At 71.0% G+C, this 15,447-nt stretch carries 14 protein-coding genes and 1 pseudogene; 8 read left to right on the top strand and 7 right to left on the bottom strand.

What is annotated here, in order from left to right; genetic code table 11:
• Window positions 1-7: 7 nt before the first annotated feature.
• On the top strand, window positions 8-787 hold the full coding sequence (locus ABD848_RS23775; RefSeq protein WP_344977026.1) for an SDR family NAD(P)-dependent oxidoreductase: 780 nt from the start codon (window positions 8-10) through the stop codon (window positions 785-787).
• A 426-nt stretch (window positions 788-1,213) separates the two neighbouring features.
• Here ABD848_RS23775 and ABD848_RS23770 read toward each other — a convergent pair whose 3' ends face one another.
• The 5 genes from ABD848_RS23770 to ABD848_RS23750 form a co-directional block, all read right to left on the bottom strand.
• Window positions 1,214-1,717, bottom strand: coding sequence for an NUDIX hydrolase (locus ABD848_RS23770; RefSeq protein WP_344977023.1), 504 nt, complete (start codon window positions 1,715-1,717; stop codon window positions 1,214-1,216).
• 37 nt (window positions 1,718-1,754) lie between these two features.
• Complete coding sequence (locus ABD848_RS23765) at window positions 1,755-2,510, bottom strand: alpha/beta fold hydrolase (protein ID WP_344977020.1); 756 nt, start codon at window positions 2,508-2,510, stop codon at window positions 1,755-1,757.
• Window positions 2,511-2,597: 87 nt separating this feature from the next.
• On the bottom strand, window positions 2,598-3,407 hold the full coding sequence (locus tag ABD848_RS23760) for an exodeoxyribonuclease III (protein WP_344977017.1): 810 nt from the start codon (window positions 3,405-3,407) through the stop codon (window positions 2,598-2,600).
• Window positions 3,408-3,446: 39 nt separating this feature from the next.
• Window positions 3,447-4,466 carry a tyrosine-type recombinase/integrase gene (locus ABD848_RS23755; RefSeq protein WP_344977014.1) on the bottom strand — a complete coding sequence of 340 codons (1,020 nt, stop codon included), beginning with the start codon at window positions 4,464-4,466 and terminating at the stop codon, window positions 3,447-3,449.
• 65 nt (window positions 4,467-4,531) lie between these two features.
• Window positions 4,532-5,905, bottom strand: coding sequence for a DUF418 domain-containing protein (locus ABD848_RS23750; RefSeq protein ID WP_344977011.1), 1,374 nt, complete (start codon window positions 5,903-5,905; stop codon window positions 4,532-4,534).
• A 704-nt stretch (window positions 5,906-6,609) separates the two neighbouring features.
• On the opposite strand from ABD848_RS23750, the gene ABD848_RS23745 reads away from it, so the two are divergent.
• Window positions 6,610-7,449 (top strand): arginase family protein, encoded by an 840-nt coding sequence (locus ABD848_RS23745; protein ID WP_344977008.1) that lies wholly within the window; start codon window positions 6,610-6,612, stop codon window positions 7,447-7,449.
• Between the two features lie 14 nt (window positions 7,450-7,463).
• Here the strand turns inward: ABD848_RS23745 and ABD848_RS23740 are convergent, their stop codons facing one another.
• Entirely contained in the window at window positions 7,464-8,447 is a 984-nt protein-coding gene (locus tag ABD848_RS23740) for an acyltransferase domain-containing protein (RefSeq protein ID WP_344977005.1), read from the bottom strand.
• A 173-nt stretch (window positions 8,448-8,620) separates the two neighbouring features.
• Between ABD848_RS23740 and ABD848_RS23735 the strand changes: the two genes are divergently transcribed.
• Complete coding sequence (locus ABD848_RS23735; protein WP_344977002.1) at window positions 8,621-10,249, top strand: AMP-binding protein; 1,629 nt, start codon at window positions 8,621-8,623, stop codon at window positions 10,247-10,249.
• 201 nt (window positions 10,250-10,450) lie between these two features.
• Here ABD848_RS23735 and ABD848_RS23730 read toward each other — a convergent pair whose 3' ends face one another.
• Window positions 10,451-11,233: a hypothetical protein gene (locus tag ABD848_RS23730; RefSeq protein ID WP_344976999.1), complete on the bottom strand. Its 783-nt coding sequence runs from the start codon at window positions 11,231-11,233 to the stop codon at window positions 10,451-10,453.
• 155 nt (window positions 11,234-11,388) lie between these two features.
• On the opposite strand from ABD848_RS23730, the gene ABD848_RS23725 reads away from it, so the two are divergent.
• The 5 genes and pseudogenes from ABD848_RS23725 to ABD848_RS23705 form a co-directional block, all read left to right on the top strand.
• Complete coding sequence (locus ABD848_RS23725) at window positions 11,389-12,441, top strand: AAA family ATPase (protein ID WP_344976997.1); 1,053 nt, start codon at window positions 11,389-11,391, stop codon at window positions 12,439-12,441.
• A gap of 6 nt (window positions 12,442-12,447) precedes the next feature.
• Window positions 12,448-13,425, top strand: coding sequence for a DUF58 domain-containing protein (locus ABD848_RS23720; RefSeq protein WP_344976994.1), 978 nt, complete (start codon window positions 12,448-12,450; stop codon window positions 13,423-13,425).
• Window positions 13,426-13,465: 40 nt separating this feature from the next.
• Entirely contained in the window at window positions 13,466-14,413 is a 948-nt protein-coding gene (locus ABD848_RS23715; protein ID WP_344976992.1) for a VWA domain-containing protein, read from the top strand.
• A 110-nt stretch (window positions 14,414-14,523) separates the two neighbouring features.
• Window positions 14,524-15,237, top strand: a complete 714-nt coding sequence (locus tag ABD848_RS23710; protein ID WP_344976989.1) for an HAD family hydrolase — start codon at window positions 14,524-14,526, stop codon at window positions 15,235-15,237.
• Window positions 15,234-15,447: pseudogene (locus tag ABD848_RS23705) on the top strand (hypothetical protein); the annotation flags it as partial. The gene ABD848_RS23710 and the pseudogene ABD848_RS23705, both read left to right, overlap by 4 nt.

Raw genomic sequence — 15,447 nt, 5'->3', positions numbered from 1 at the left:
GGGCGGGTTGACCACACCACACCACCACCAGCAGGAGCAGGAACGCTTCAGCGGGCGGGTCGCAATCGTCACCGGCGCAGGATCGGGCATCGGCCGCGCCACCGCGATCGCCCTGGCCCACGCCGGAGCCCACGTCCTGGGCGTGGGCCGGCGCCGTGAGGCACTGACTGAGACCGCCGCCCACCACCCCGGCATCGCAATCCACCCCGCCGACCTGCGTTCCCCCCAAGCACCCGCCGAGGTCGCCGAAGCCGCCGCGTCTCGCTGGAGCCGCATCGACCTACTCGTCAACAACGCCGGCGCCACCGCGATGATGCCGCTGGCCCACACCCAGGCCGCCCGCATCACCGACCTGTTCGCGCTCAACGTCACCGCTCCTAGCCTGCTGGCCGCCGCAGCCCTGCCCCATCTACGCCTTCAGCGAGGCACGATCGTCAACGTCTCCAGCACCTACGGCCACCGGCCGCTGCCCGGCGCCGCCCACTACGCCGCCTCCAAAGCCGCCATCGAACACCTGACGCGCTCTTGGGCCCTCGAACTCGCGCCTGAAGGCGTGCGCGTCAACGCCCTGGCCCCAGGCCCCACCGAGAGCGAAGCACTGTCGGCCGCCGGGCTGCCCGAGGCCACCGTGCGCCAGATCAAGGAGACCGAAGCTCAGCAGATCCCGCTGGGCCGCCGCGGCGCGCCCGAAGAAGTCGCCGAATGGATTCTCCGGCTCGCCGACCCGGACACCACCTGGCTCACCGGCCAGGTCCTCACCATCGACGGCGGTCTGGACCTCACCTGAGGCACAGGGCGGGGGCCCACGCAACGACCTCGTCGGCGATGCACGCCCCGGCCGCGGGAAAAGCGTCCGTGCCGTGTGTAGTCCTGGCAGCAGCCAGTGCCTCCCCAGCGTCGTGGCGCGCTTGCCCGCCCTTCGGTCTGTTCGCCGTCGAGCACACTCCCCTGCCCGACGCGCCCGTCCATACCCACCGTTGCCCCCGGCCCACCTCGGCCACCTCTTCTCACGCGCCCGGCCACCCCCAAGACCACCGCCACCTGCCTGTCCTGGCGCCCGCGGTGTTCCAGGCGGCGATAGCGCTCTTTGCCGGGCCGTACGAAGAGGCACCGGCGCCCGCGCCGCCCAGGACCACCACCGGGGTGGCCCCCGGACCAGGCCGAGGGCGGTCGCCACCGGCCGAGCGTGCGCCGCTTGCCACGGAAGGCAGGCTTAGCCCTGGGCCACCTCCAGGCCCGCCGCCGGCCAGCCGTGCTCAAGATAGACCGCGCTGGAGGTCGCCAGACAGGCCCGCACCCGCCGCAGCATCGCCGCCGGCACATAGGAGCCCAGCTCGGCTACCGCCACCAACGCCACGTCACTGAGCTCGCCTACGGCCAGACGCACATCGCCCACCCCCCGCCGCCCCATCTGGGCAGCGAACACGAAAACCGTGGCCGCCCGCCCATCGGGGTGCAGCCTCGGCGGCATCCAATCCACCCCCGCCAGGCGGGTCACCACCGGAACGAACCCGATCTCCTCAGCGCACTCCCGCCGGCAGGCCGCCAGCGGCGACTCGCCCTGCTCAATCACCCCACCGGGCAGACTCCACCCCGGCTTGTAGGTGGGTTTGACCACCAGCACCCGCCCCGCGCCATCACACACCAGCGCCGTGGCCGCACCCCGGCTGCGCGGCAATGATTCAAAAAACGCCCGCTCGCCCTGCTCATCGACCATCCCCTCAGCATCGCACCCAGACGCCACCCCCACATCCTCACCCGTGTTCAGAGGGCCGCTGCCCCCCGCCGCACTCGTCTCCCAACCGCACCGCCACCACATCAGCAGCATCGGCCACGATCCGCGTAAACACCTCCGGCTGATCCAGACTCACCATGTGGCCCGCCCGCGGCACCACCAGCAACCGCCCCTGCGCGCACACATCCAAAAACCGCTGCTCATGAATCCGAAAATGGTCCCGCAACCCGTTGACCAGCCACACCGGCCCCGGATAGGACCCCAACAGCCCCAACGCATCCATGTCGGCGATCGCGTCGATCACCGACCGCGCCGCCTCCATGGCCAACCCGCCGTCCAACACCGCCGCCGCCCCGTCGGCGGGCAACATCATCCGGTGGAACCGCTCGTTGACCGCCTGCCCCCGATCGGGCAGCCGATCCAACAGCGCCGCCGGAATCCGATACATGTGCGCCAAGGCATTGACCGGCCGCGCCGTACACCCGGCCGCCACCAACCCCGCCACCCGATCGGGCATCGCCGCCGCAGCAGCGATCGCCACGAACCCTCCCAGACTCAACCCCACCACCAACGCCGGATGCCCCACCTCATCCAGGGTCTGGCGCACCACCGCCACCGCGCCCTCCAACGTAAACGCCGCCCCGCGACGCGCCCCATGCCCGGGCAGATCCGGGGCCGCCACCGGCCGCCCCTGGGCCTGTAAAACCTCCACCTGTGGCCGCCACATCGACCCCGACACCCGCAACCCGTGAATCAACACGATCGGCACACGCATATCCGCCTCACCTTGTGACGCAACCCGCCCTGACCACGAACCGCCCCCATTCTCGCGGCCCCACCCCCACCCCGCGACCCGGCCGGGCTAGGTGGGCCACGTATAGCCCACGGTCACCGGCGCATGATCGGACCAGCGCTGCTCGTGATGGGCCGCCCGCTCCACCCGCGCCCACGCCGCACACGCGGCCAACTCCGGCGTGGCCACGTGGTAATCGATGCGCCACCCCGTGTCGTTATCAAAGGCCCGTCCCCGATAGGACCACCACGAGTAGGGGCCGTGCTGGTCGGGCAGCAACGACCGCACCACGTCGACATAGCCCGCCTCATCGAACACACGCGACAGCCATGCCCGCTCCTGCGGCAAAAACCCCGACGAGTTTTGATTGTTGCGCCAGTTCTTCACGTCGGCGCTCGTGTGGGCGATGTTGAAGTCACCACAGACCAGCAGCGCGCGCCCCTGGGCCTGCACCTGCTGGCGCCGCCGCACCAGGTAGGGCAAAAACCCCGCCATGAACCGTTCCTTCTCCTCCTGGCGCGGCGTGCCCACCTCCCCGGAGGGCAGGTACAAACTGCCCACCGTCACCGCTCCCACATCGACCTCCATGTAGCGGCCCGCGGTAGCGAACTCCGCCACCCCAAAGCCCACCCGCACCGCATCGGGCTCCTGGCGGCTACACACCGCCACCCCGGCCCGCCCTTTCGTCGCCGCCGGCTCCATAACCATATGCCAGCCCGGCGGGCGGGCCACCTGCTCAGGCAACTGCTCCCAGCGCGCCCGCGTCTCCTGCATACACACCACGTGGGCCGGGGAGGCGGCCAGCCACTCCACAAACCCTTTGCCGGCCGCCGCGCGCAGCCCGTTGACGTTGACCGTCGACACCGTCAGATTCGACATGGTCAGCCACCCTAGCCAACCTGGCCGCGCGCACCCGATTCACCCACCGACCTCGTCGGCTCCGCCGTGGCCCAACCGCCCCAGCACCCCGTAGGTGCGGTTGGAGCGCGCCGCCTCACGCTGGGCGGCGGCCGTGACGTCGATGTAGGACTGCGACGAATTCAGCGAGGCATGCCCCAACAGCCGCATGATCTCAGTCACTGAGGCCCCGTCCTCGGCCAGGCGGGTCGCGAAGGTGTGGCGCAGCGCGTGCACGAGTGTCCCTTTAGCCACCCGATCGTTGACGCCGGCGTGCCGGTAGCACTGCCGCACGAGATACTGTAGCCCCCCGCGACGCAACGCCGCCCCCCGGTTATCGACCAACAGCGCATCGTCACCGGCCAAGGCCACACCGAAGCGCTCACGCCGCGTACGCAGGTACTGCTGGATCAGCGCCTCCAGCGGCTCCTCGATGGGGATCGAGCGGGTGCGCTCTCCTTTGCCCACCACCCGGATGCGGCGTTCCCCGGGGCGCCCGCCCAGCGAGTCCAGCCGCAGCGCCAACAGCTCCGCTGAACGCATCCCGGTCAGCAGCGCCAGCGCCAACACCGCCAGATCCCGCTCGGGCCAGGGGTCGCGGGCTTTACGACACCCCGCCGCCAGCGCCTCCAACAACCGCTCGGGGGTGTCTTCGCCCAGCAGCGGCTTGGGCTCGCGGGGGGCCGTCCGCGGGCGCTGCACCGCCGACATGGGGTTGCCCTCCACCATCGCCTCACTGACCAAAAACGCAAAGAACCCGTTCCAGGTCGACCAGGCCCGCGTCACACTTGAGGCGGCCCGTCGCGTGGCAAAACGCGCGAACGCCTGGCGCATCACCGCGGTGGTCAGATCGGCCAGGCGCACCTGCTCGGGCGCGCACTCGCGCACCGCCGCCGCACAGGCCAGCACCGCCTCCAGGTCGCGCCGGTAGGCGGCCAGGGTGTGGGGGGAGGGTTTGGCCGCGCCGCGCGCCGCCAGGTAGTGCTCCACCACACGCTCAACCGGGGCCAGTGCCGTCTCGTCGCCAACCGCACTACTCATGCCTTCCAGCATCCCCGACCACGGCGGGGTTGACGCCTCATCGCGGGGCGATCACCGCTGTCGCGTCAGGGAATCCGTTTGGCCACCCCCAACGAGACCACGTGCAGCGGCCACTCCAGGGGGCCGCGCCCCACGAGGCGCCGCCACAGGCTCGCCAGCACCAGCGCTCCCCCCAGCACCGCATAGGCTTGGTTGTCGGCGAGAAACGCCACGACGGTACCGTCGAGGTAGCCGGCGTCGGCGACCCACATGAACACGATGTGGCCCACGTAGGTGGTCAGCGCTAGCGCGCCCACGGCGGTCACGGGGGAGAGCACCCACCGGCGGCCCCAGGGCCAGGCCCGCGTCACCAGCAGGCACGCGCCCAGCACCGCGATCGCCACGCCGCCGGAGCCAAAGATCTCCAGGGGCGTGCCGCTGTGGGGGGCGGCGGTCAGCAGCCACGCCCAGTCGCTGGTGGGCACCACGCCGGGCAGCCCTTCGAAGCGCGCGTGGGCCACGGCTTGGGCTCCGTAGGCCGCTCCGGTGGCGGGGTTGGTGCTGTCGGCCAGGCGCTCGGCTCCGCCCAGCACGTCGAGGGCCAGCCAGGCGGCGGTGTAGGCGCCCACGGCCACCACGGTGCCCACCGCGACCAGGCGCCAGCACACTTTGGCCGAGTCCAGCCGCAGCCGGCCGATGGCCAGGCCCGCCATCACGAACGGCATCCAGGTCAGGGCGGGGTAGGTGCCGGTGAGCACGAAGTTGATCAGGCCGTCGTTGGCGTAGTGCACGAAGGGGTCGTAGGCGTTGACGGTGGCCACCAGCCCCGACAGGGGGCCTTGGTCGACGATGAGACTCCGCAGGTAAAACGAGGCGACGGGGCCGACCACGCCCAAGACGACGGCGGCGCCGGCGACGATGGGCCAGCGTTCCTCCAGGAGGGGAGCGGTGAGGAGGAAGAACACCGCGTAATAGGCCAGGATCACCGACACGGAGGTGCCCATCATGGTCAAGGCGGTGCCCAGGGGCAGCAGGAGGAGCCCGCGCACGATGACGCGCCAGAGCGCCACGCCCATGGCCGCGCCGGTTTTGGGGGCGGCACCCCCTGACAGCAGCGCGATCGAGACGCCGGCCAGCAGGGCGAACAGGATCGCTGAGCGGCCGGCGGCGATGGGGTAGAGGGCGTTGCTGCCGTCGGCGAGGCTCCAGCCCAGGCCGACGTGGACGACGAACATGCCTAACACGGCCAGTCCGCGGGCGAGGTCGATGCCGACGAGGCGTCCGGCGGCGGGGTCGGCGCTGCCGCGCCGGGGGCCGCCGGTGGGCGCGGGGGTCGCCAGGGCCGGGGGCTCAGCGTGGGGCGCGCCGGCGGTGTCTGCGTCCTCGGCCTCGGGGGCGGGCGGGTGGTGGGTGTCCTGGGATGGGCCGCTGTTGGCAGGTCGGCTGGAAGCGTTCGACACGTCTATGAGGATCCCCTGTCACAACCGAAAACACATGGATTTTCTCCCGGCTGGCCGCTTGTGGTCGATGTTGCGATATTCACCGTGATCCGTGACAACGCAACGAGCGCCCCAACCGTCCCTTTTTAGATGTCCGGTGGCCAGGGGCAGGGGAGAGGCCGGTGTGGTGGCTGCGGCATGTCGCCCGGCAGGGGCGGTCGCGGTGGGAGCTTGGCCCACCAGCCTCCCACTAGTGGCGCCGGTCGGCGCGGCGCCACACGCGCACCGCACCCCCAACCTTAGGCGCTATGCGAACTTCATGACGCTTTTTCGCTTTTGATGCATAAAGTGTGTTATGCATCAAAAGCGAATGTGGGGCGGGATCGGCCCACACCCGCCATCGACCCAGGCCAGCGCACGTCCAGGCAGCCACCGCCGTCACCGCGGCTCCCGCCACGCCCGCCCTCACTCCCCGCCGCCTGGCGCCTGCCGCCAGGCGCCCCGAACCACCCGAGCGGGCCGCCGACCACACCACCACACACGGGGACACCACACCCAAACCCGCCCCCTCCCACCCGCCGCCCCCTTCTACTTGACATAATGTTCATTATCGGCGAGCTGGGGAGTGGGGGGAACGGCCCGCCCGGCCAGACGTGGCCATTTTCGGTCGCGCCCACCCCAGCGCTGGTGATGCGCACGCCGCCCAACCCCCCTAAGGTGTGGGCATGGTGTGGCAGCGTGATGTCGATCTAGTGGTGCCGCTCTGGCAAGGCGGCGATGACGTGCGAGCAGCCGCCGGCGCGGCGGCCCTGGCCCGCATCGTGCCCACCGGACAAAACCGGTTGCACGTCTCCGTGCCCGACGGGGAACGCGCCACCCTCGAAGGAGTCCGCAACCTGGAGGTCCTCGCCGACACGGTGCGCCAACTACGCGACCGCATCGCCAAACGCGCCCCCACGCGCGCCTTGACCCTCGGCGGCGACGGCCTCAGCGACCTCGCCACCCTGGAACACCTCACGCGGGTCCACCCCGGCACCGTGGTGTACTGGATGGGCGCCCACGCCGCCGCCCACACCCCCGCCAGTTGCCCCACCGGCGCCGCCCACCACATGGGGCTGCGGCTGCTGCTGGGCGAAGGCCACCCGCGCCTGGCCACCGCGCCGGGGCTCACCCCCGGCCAGGTGACGCTGGTGGGCGCCCGCGAACTTGACCCCGCTGAAGAGGAATTCGTGCGCGCCACCGGCCTGGCCTGGATGGACCCCGTGCAAGTCATCGCTGACCCCACCGATGTGGTCAAGGCCCGCCCCGCCGGCAGCCCCGCCTACGTCCACCTCGACCTCGACGTGTGCGACGGAGCGGACCTGCCGGCGGTGGCGCGCCCCAGCACGCAAGGCCCGCGCGTGGAGTCGGTGGCCACCGCGTTGCGCACCATCGCCGCCCACCACGACGTCGTCGGGGTGGGCGTGGGCGAGTACGTGCCCGTCGTCGAACACGACAGCGCCAAAGTCGCGCTGCTCCTGCACGCCCTCGATCTGGCCGAAGCCCCCGTCAACGACCGCGCTTAACCCCTGCCGGGGCCTCAGGGCAGCTCCAGCCATCCGTAGCAGCGCCGCCAGTGCCCACCCCAGCGCAGATGCTCAACCACGGCCCGGTGCAGCCGACTGTGCTGAGGCACAGACGCCAGCGCCGCCAGGTCGACCTCGGGACGGTCGAAGATGAACCGGAACACGTCAGCGTCGCCGTCCTCGGCCCAAGCGGCTGCACCGGTGAAGCGACGCTGAAAATCGACGATGTTGGCATCCTCAGGCAGATAGTGGGCCAACTGCCCATCCAGCAGCCACGACGAACAACTGGCGATACGGTAGTCGACCCCGAAGTGGGCGGCGAAAAACGGCCGCGCCCGACGCAGGGAGGCGGTCACCGCCGCAGGGTCCAACGGGCCGGCCTGGGGAATATGCAGCCGCAGCACCGGCGTCCCCGGCTCCGGCGCGCCCGGGGGCGTAGTCTCGCCGGGGCCCACCACGCTGGGCTCGTATTGCAGCCGCCCCAGCTCGTAGAGCCCCCCGCGGTAGTGCAGCGCGACCCAGGTCGGCAGCTCCAAGCCCACCCGGCCATACATGCGTCGGGTCTTGGCCACGTGGCGGCCCACGTCTGCCAGCGTGGCCGCCGTGACCTCGACGGGTACCCCGTGGCGGGCGTGGTAGGCGCGCAGCATCGGCAGCGCCGCAGCGAAAGCATACACCGGTGCGCACCGCAGCCGCGCATCGGCGGCCGCCATCGGCGCGGGACAGTCCCACCAGTGGGGGCTGCCCAGGTCGGCCTGGATGCGGGCATACATCCGCTCCAAGAGCCAGCGCGCCGTGGCCGGCCAGGCCGCATCGGGCCACAACTCCACCAGCTCCTCGGCGTCATGGCCGGTCAACGCGAACCAGTCCAACACGTGAGGGGCGCGATCGCGGGGCGGCAGCGGCGCCGGGGCAGGGGTGAGGCGGTCGAGCTCGTGCAGCCAACTCGCGTGCTCGGGGCCCAGACCTAACTCCTGGCGCAGGGTGGCAATGTCCATAGTGATCTATGGTGACGCGCGCCGGCGGTGATGTCAGAGGGTTTTGGGCCGCCGCGTGTGGCGGGACGGGCCGGCCGCGGCGAGCGTGGGTGCCCTCCTCGCGCCGCATAGGCTGTGGGACAGGCAACACCACGAGGGCACACCTGGCCAGCCAACGGGGAAATGGTGGGGATATGGCAGATCCGCTCCAGCAGGTCAACGCATGGATCGCGACCTATAGCGCGCCTGAGGCCGCCGTGGCCGATCTGCTGTGCGAGCGCCACCACGACGACGCGCCGGCCCTGACCGAAGTCAACGCCGACCTGTCGTGGCGCGAGATGACATTTGGGGAGCTGGCGTGGTCGGCGCGGCGACTGGCGGGGGGCCTGGCCGCGTTGGGGGTGGGCCGCGGCGACCGGGTGGCCACCGTGATGGGGCCCGGCTGTGACCTGGCGGTCGTGGCGCTGGCAACCTGGTGGCTGGGGGCGGTGCACGTGCCGCTGTTCACCGCGTTCGCGCCGTCGGTGATCGCGCTGCGCCTGGCTGACGCCTCGGCCGCGGTGGTGGTCTGCGACGGCGCCCAGCACGACAAGCTCGACCTGCTCGACCGTGACCGCGCCGGCGCGCCGCAGGTGGTGCTCAGCGGCCTGACCGCTGAGCAGCCCAGAGGCGCGCCGACCGTGGCGGGGCTGATCGCCGCCGCCGAGCCGGCGGGCGCGCCGGTGGCGGTGGGCCCTGATGCGGCGCTGGCCTTGGTCTACACCTCCAGCGCCAGTGGCACCCCCACCGCGGTGCAGGTGCCGGTGCGCGCACTGGCGGCGTTGCACTGCTTCCACCATTTCGGTCTCGACGTCACCGACGACGATGTTTATTGGAACACCACCGACCCGGCCGTGTCGTTCGGGTTGTTTTTCGGGCTGATCTCGCCGCTGCTGGCCGGCCACCACAGCCTGGTACTGCGCGCCGGCTTCGATCCGGAACTGACCCTGGAGGTGATGGAAAGCTTCGGGGTCACCAACCTCGCCGCCTCCCCCACCATCTACCGGGCGCTGCGTTCGACACTGAAGACCCTGCCTCCCGAGATCGCCCTGCGGCGCTTGGCCAGCGCCGAGGAGCCGCTGCACGAGGATGTGGTGGAGTGGGCGCACGACGTGTTCGGGGTGGCCATCCACGACCACTACAACCAAACCGAGTTGGGGGTGTGTCTGGGGCAGGCCAGCCACCCCGATGCGGCCGTGGCGCGCAAGCCCGGGTCGATGGGGCGGGCGCTGCCGGGCTGGCGGGTGACGGTGCTCGACGCGCTCGACGACGTCGAGGCCGCGCCCGGTGTGGTGGGACGCGTGGCGGTGGACGTGGCCCACAGTCCGCTGATGTGGTTCACCGGCTACCACAACGCCACGGCGGCCTCACTGCGGCGGTTCAGCCCGGACGGGTACTGGTACCTCACCGGCGACACCGCTAGTCGTGACACTGACGGAGACCTGTTCTTCGCCTCCCGCGACAGTGGCCTGATCGTCACCTCGGGCTATCGGGTCGGCCCCTTCGATGTGGAATCGGCGCTGGTGGCTCACCCCGCGGTGGCTGAAGCCGCCGTCTATGGGGTGCCCGATGAGATGCGGGGCCAGATCGTGGCGGCCGAGGTGGTACTGGCCGAAGGGGTGACGGCCAGTAACGAGTTGGCTGAGGAGCTGCGTCGCACCGTCCGCACACGCTTCGCTGAACACGCCGATCCGCGGCAGTTGCGTTTCGTGACCGAATTGCCGCGCACCCCCAGCGGTAAGATCCGTCGCCCGCGGGCGCGGTCGGCGTCCTCGCACGGCTAGCCCCCGGACGAGGACTGTGCCGCTGTGGAGCTGGCTAGAACCGGCTGCCGGCCGAGGGGATCAAGGGGCGATGGGCGCGGCCCCACCTCGATCACGCCCCGATCGCGCCCGCGCGTGGGGCATCGTGCACCGCGCCACGCTCCCTGCGGCGTGGGGCCGTCCCGCCGACCGCGCCGCCGCGAACCGCCCACCCCGCTCCCTTCACGCCAACCCTTCGGGGTCGCCGGGCTGGACCGGCACATCGCGCAACTCCTCCTCGTCGAAGGGCACCGTCGGCACGTCGCTACTGGGCACCGGGCTGGGCACCTCCGAGTGCGGCGAGGACTGGGCACCGCTATCGCTGGGCGTGGGTGAGGGGCCGTCGCTGGGCGGCGAGATCGGCGCCGGCGAGGGGCTGCCCCCACTGGCCGAAGGCGCCGGCACCGGCTGTGAACTAGCCTCCTGACGCAACTGCGACAGCCATAGGTAGACCACCACCATCGCCGCCACCAGCAGCACCACCAGCGCCACCACCATGAGCGCCATCAGCCGGTGCGCCCCACCGGCCGGACGCGGCCCCCCAGCCGTGGCCACCCACCCCCACCGCGGCGCCGCCGAGGCGGGAGGGCCCGCCCAAAACGGCGCATACCCCGGCCCGCGCCCGCCCTGACTGGCGCCGGCGATCTCCACCGGCTCCAAAAACACCTCAGCGCCGGCCTGGCCCGCCACATCCGCCGTGGCCACCCACATCAGCGTCCCCCGGGTCGCCGCGGCCACCACCTCCGGGCGCGCCGCCAGCCCGGCCCCGGTGTCCACCGCCGCCACAAACCGGTCACGCGCGGCGGCATCAGCCACCGCCGCCGGGCTGACCACCGCCACCCGCACCGCCGCCCCGCGCCGGTCGCGGCCGCGATAAACCACCCCAGCCGCGCTGTGACGCAGCCGCCCCTCCAGACGAAACGCCCCCACCTGACGCGGATCTGCGGCGTGCAGCGGCTCACCCACCCCTGACAGCTCCTCCCCTATCGCCGGCGACACCGCGCCACACCGGCGTGGCTAAGTCCCCACCAGCAACGATAGCCAACCGGTAGTCTCACGATTGCGTAACCACCAACGTACCCAGCGCCTCGCCACCCAGACGCCGCCCAGGAGTGTTCGCCATGGCCGAGCCCGACATCCCCGCCGCGGGCACCGACACGCCCACCTCCGACGACGCCACCCACCTGTTGCGCTCTGCCCTGCACGAAGTCTCCACCGTCATCGTCGGTCAAGACCACATGATCGAACGCACCCTCGTGGCCCTCATCGCCAAAGGCCACTGCCTCATCGAAGGCGTGCCCGGCGTCGCCAAAACCCTGGCCGTGTCCACCCTGGCCACCGTCACCGGCGGCACCTTCACCCGCATCCAGTTCACCCCCGACCTCGTGCCCTCCGACATCGTGGGCACCCGCATCTACCACCCCTCCACCGAACAATTCGACGTCGAACTCGGCCCGGTGTTCACCAACTTCGTCCTCGCCGACGAAATCAACCGCTCCCCAGCCAAAGTCCAATCCTCCCTGCTGGAAATCATGGCCGAAAAACAAGTCTCCCTCGGCGGCCACACCTACCCCCTGCCCGACCCCTTCATCGTCATCGCCACCCAAAACCCCGTCGAATCAGAAGGGGTCTACCCCCTCCCCGAAGCCCAACGCGACCGCTTCCTCATGAAAATCCTCGTCCCCCACCCCCGCGCCCACGAGGAAATGGAAATCCTGCGGCGCATGAGCACCCACCCACCCCACGCCCACCGCATCCTCGACCCCGTCACCCTGCTAGAGCTCCAAAGCGAAGCCGAACGCGTCCACGTCCACCAACTCATCGCCGACTACGTCGTCCGCCTCGTCATGGCCACCCGCGAACCCGAAAACTACGGCCTGCCCGAACTACGCCGCGTCCTCGACATCGGCGCCAGCCCACGCGCCACCCTCGGCCTCGTCGCCGCCGCCCGCGCCCTGGCCCTCATCCGCGGACGCGACTACGTCCTACCCGACGACGTGCGCCTGCTGGCCCGCGACATCATGGCCCACCGCCTCGTCCTCACCTTCGACGCCCTCGCCGACGGCATCACCCCCACCCAAGTCATCGACCGCATCCTGGCCACCGTCCCCCCACCCCGCGTCATCTGGGACGAACCCCTCACCGCCGACTCCACCGCCGCCCACCCGCACTAAGCCACCATGACCAGCCACGAACCCCACCACCACCTGCCCCTGACCGCCCGCAGCCACACCGCGCTGCGCCGCCTCGAACTGCGCGTCGTACGCCGCCTCGACGGCCTCCTCCACGGCGAACACCTCGGCCTGCGCCTCGGCCCCGGCAGCGAACCCGCCGAAGCCCGCCCCTACCAACCCGGCGAAGACGACGTACGCCGCATGGACTGGTCCGTCACCGCCCGCACCACCCACCCCCACGTCCGCGACCTCGTCGCCGACCGCGAACTCGAAAGCTGGACCCTACTCGACCTGTCCGCCAGCATGGACTTCGGCACCGCCACCAGCGAAAAACGCGACGTCGCCATCGGCGCCCTCGCCGCCGTCACCGTCTTGACCCAACACGTCGGCGACCGCTTCGGCGCCCACCTCCTCCACCACGGCCACATCCGCCGCTGGCCCGCCCACTCCGGCAAAAACGCCCTCTACACCCTCCTGTCAGCCATCACCGCCACCCCCCGCAGCGCCCCCCACCACGGCGCCACCCTCACCGACGCCCTCGACGACCTCGCCCGCACCCGCCCCCGCCGCGGCCTGCGCGTCATCATCTCCGACTTCCTCACCCCCACCACCGCCACCCCGGCCGACACCGGCCACCCCTGGGAACACCCCCTGCGCCACCTCGCCACCCGCCACCAAACCCTCGCCATCGAAATCGTCGACCCACGAGAACTCGACCTGCCCCCCATAGGATTAACCACGATGACCGACCCCGAAACGGGCCACACCCGCGAGGTGCACCTATCGGCCAGCCTGCGGCGCCGCTACGCCCACGCCGCCCGCGCCCAACGCGACAGCGTCCGCGCCGCACTACGCCGCAGCGGCGTCCCCCACCTGCTGCTGCGCACCGACCGCGACTGGATCGTCGACATCGCCCGTTTCGTCATCGAACAACGCCGCACCGCCCACCGGCTCGCCCGCCACACCCCAGCCTCCCCGCGATGACCCTGCCCACCGCAGCACCCGCAGGAAAAGGAGAACCGCGGTGACCTTCCTCAACGCCGGCTGGCTGTGGCTCTTGCTCCTCGTCGCCGCCCTCGCCCTGACCTACGTGCTGCTCCAGCACCAGCGCCGCACCTACGCGCTGCGCTTCACCAACCTGGCCCTGCTCGACCAGGTCGCCCCCCGCCGCCCCGGCTGGCGCCGCCACCTCACCGCCACCCTGTTCCTGCTGACCACCACCATCCTCGTGTGCGCCCTCGCCCAACCCGCCATGCCCGTCGACGTCCCCCGCGAACGCGCCACCATCATCGTCGCCATCGACGTCTCCCCCTCCATGGCCGCCGCCGACGTCGACCCCGACCGCCTCACCGCCGCCAAAAACTCCGCCCAAAGCTTCGTCGACACCCTGCCCGACCGCTTCAACGTCGGCCTCGTCGCCTTCTCCTCCACCGCCGGCGTCGTCGCCACCCCCTCCCACGACCACCAAGCCATCGCCGACTCCATCGCCACCTTGCAAATCTCCCCCGGCACCGGCATCGGCGAAGGCGTCTTCGCCTCCCTACAATCCATCAACTCCTTCGACGAAGCCGCCGCCGCCAACCCCCCACCAGCAGCCATCGTGCTCCTCAGCGACGGCGAAAACACCAGCGGTCGCCCCGTATCCTCCGCCGCCCGCGCCGCCGCCACCGCCGACGTGCCCGTCTCCACCATCGCCTTCGGCACCGGCGCCTCCATCATCGAAATCAACGGCCAATACGTCGAAGCCGACATCGACAAAGCCGCCCTGCGCGACCTCGCCCACACCACCGACGGCCACTTCTACGAAGCCCAATCCGAAGCCGAACTCGAAAACGTCTACACCGACATCGGCTCCTCCCTGGGCACCGAAACCGTCCACCGCGACATCGTCACCCTCTTCGTCGGCATCGCCCTCATCTTCGCGCTGGCCACCGCCACCACCTCCCTGCTGTGGTTCCAACGCCTGCCCTAACCCACCGGCCGGCCCACAGCCCCCACGATGCCCACCCACGCCGCCACGCCCGCTAACGTGGACTCGCCTGCTCCGACGCAGCACAGCACAAGTACGACGGAAAAGGACCGATGCCCGCAAACATGCCCGAGCCCGCGGTGATCTTCTTCGACATCGACAACACCCTGCTCGACAACGACACCGCCCAAAACGCCGGCCTGCACACCCTCACCGAACGGCTCGGCCACCCCGCACCCACCGCAGCCAGCCGCCTGTGGCACATCCAAACCGACCTCTCCCACACCGCCTACATCAACGGCCGCCTCTCCCTAACCGAAAAACGCCGCGAACCCATCCGCGCCCTCGCCACCCAAGCCGGCCACGCCCACCTCAGCGACGACCACTGCGACACCCTCTTCCAGCACTACCTCGACACCTACCGCTCCGCCTGGCGCTCCTTCCCCGACGTCGCCCCCACCCTCAACCACCTCACCAGCACCGGCATCACCCTCGGCATCATCACCAACGGCACCGAAACCATCCAACGCGACAAACTCGACACCCTCGACCTCACCCGCTACTTCCGCTCCATCGTCTGCGCCGACACCGCCGGCGCCGCCAAACCCGACCCCGCCATCTTCCACGCCGCCTGCCACCACCTCGGCGTCCCGCCCGAAAAATGCTGGCACGTCGGTGACCAACTCCGCACCGACACCCTCGGAGCCCTCGCCGCCGGCCTCCACCCCATCCTGCTCAACCGCACCCACCACCCCACCGACACCGACGACATCACCACCATCACCAGCCTCGACCAACTCACCCACACCACCGCGGAGGCGAGGTGACCCCACCCTCCACCCCCACCCCGACGCGCCGCGCGCGTCGGGTCACCGCCCACGCCCTACCCACCACCCCCAGCAACCACACCCTGCTGCCCACCCCCACCACCCACCTCCCCGGCCAGCGCGTCACCTTCGGCCACGACCCCGCCGACGCCGCCCGCCACGCCGCCACCCTGCCCACCACCACCCCACTGACCCCCCACACCATCCACA

The sequence above is a fragment of the Salinactinospora qingdaonensis genome (assembly GCF_039539445.1).
GTDB lineage: Bacteria > Actinomycetota > Actinomycetes > Streptosporangiales > Streptosporangiaceae > Salinactinospora > Salinactinospora qingdaonensis.
Note: the sequence above shows the minus strand (reverse complement) of the source record. Positions and strands in the feature narration are given on the sequence as shown.

Bases quoted from the DNA above. Each gene is read 5' to 3' on its own strand.
- ABD848_RS23765 (WP_344977020.1), bottom strand. From the start codon at position 2,510: ATGCGTGTGCCGATCGTGTTGATTCACGGGTTGCGGGTGTCGGGGTCG.
- ABD848_RS23760 (WP_344977017.1), bottom strand. From the start codon at position 3,407: ATGTCGAATCTGACGGTGTCGACGGTCAACGTCAACGGGCTGCGCGCG.
- ABD848_RS23710 (WP_344976989.1), top strand. From the start codon at position 14,524: ATGCCCGCAAACATGCCCGAGCCCGCGGTGATCTTCTTCGACATCGAC.
- ABD848_RS23745 (WP_344977008.1), top strand. From the start codon at position 6,610: ATGGTGTGGCAGCGTGATGTCGATCTAGTGGTGCCGCTCTGGCAAGGC.
- ABD848_RS23755 (WP_344977014.1), bottom strand. From the start codon at position 4,466: ATGAGTAGTGCGGTTGGCGACGAGACGGCACTGGCCCCGGTTGAGCGT.
- ABD848_RS23740 (WP_344977005.1), bottom strand. From the start codon at position 8,447: ATGGACATTGCCACCCTGCGCCAGGAGTTAGGTCTGGGCCCCGAGCAC.
- ABD848_RS23735 (WP_344977002.1), top strand. From the start codon at position 8,621: ATGGCAGATCCGCTCCAGCAGGTCAACGCATGGATCGCGACCTATAGC.
- ABD848_RS23770 (WP_344977023.1), bottom strand. From the start codon at position 1,717: ATGGTCGATGAGCAGGGCGAGCGGGCGTTTTTTGAATCATTGCCGCGC.
- ABD848_RS23720 (WP_344976994.1), top strand. From the start codon at position 12,448: ATGACCAGCCACGAACCCCACCACCACCTGCCCCTGACCGCCCGCAGC.
- ABD848_RS23725 (WP_344976997.1), top strand. From the start codon at position 11,389: ATGGCCGAGCCCGACATCCCCGCCGCGGGCACCGACACGCCCACCTCC.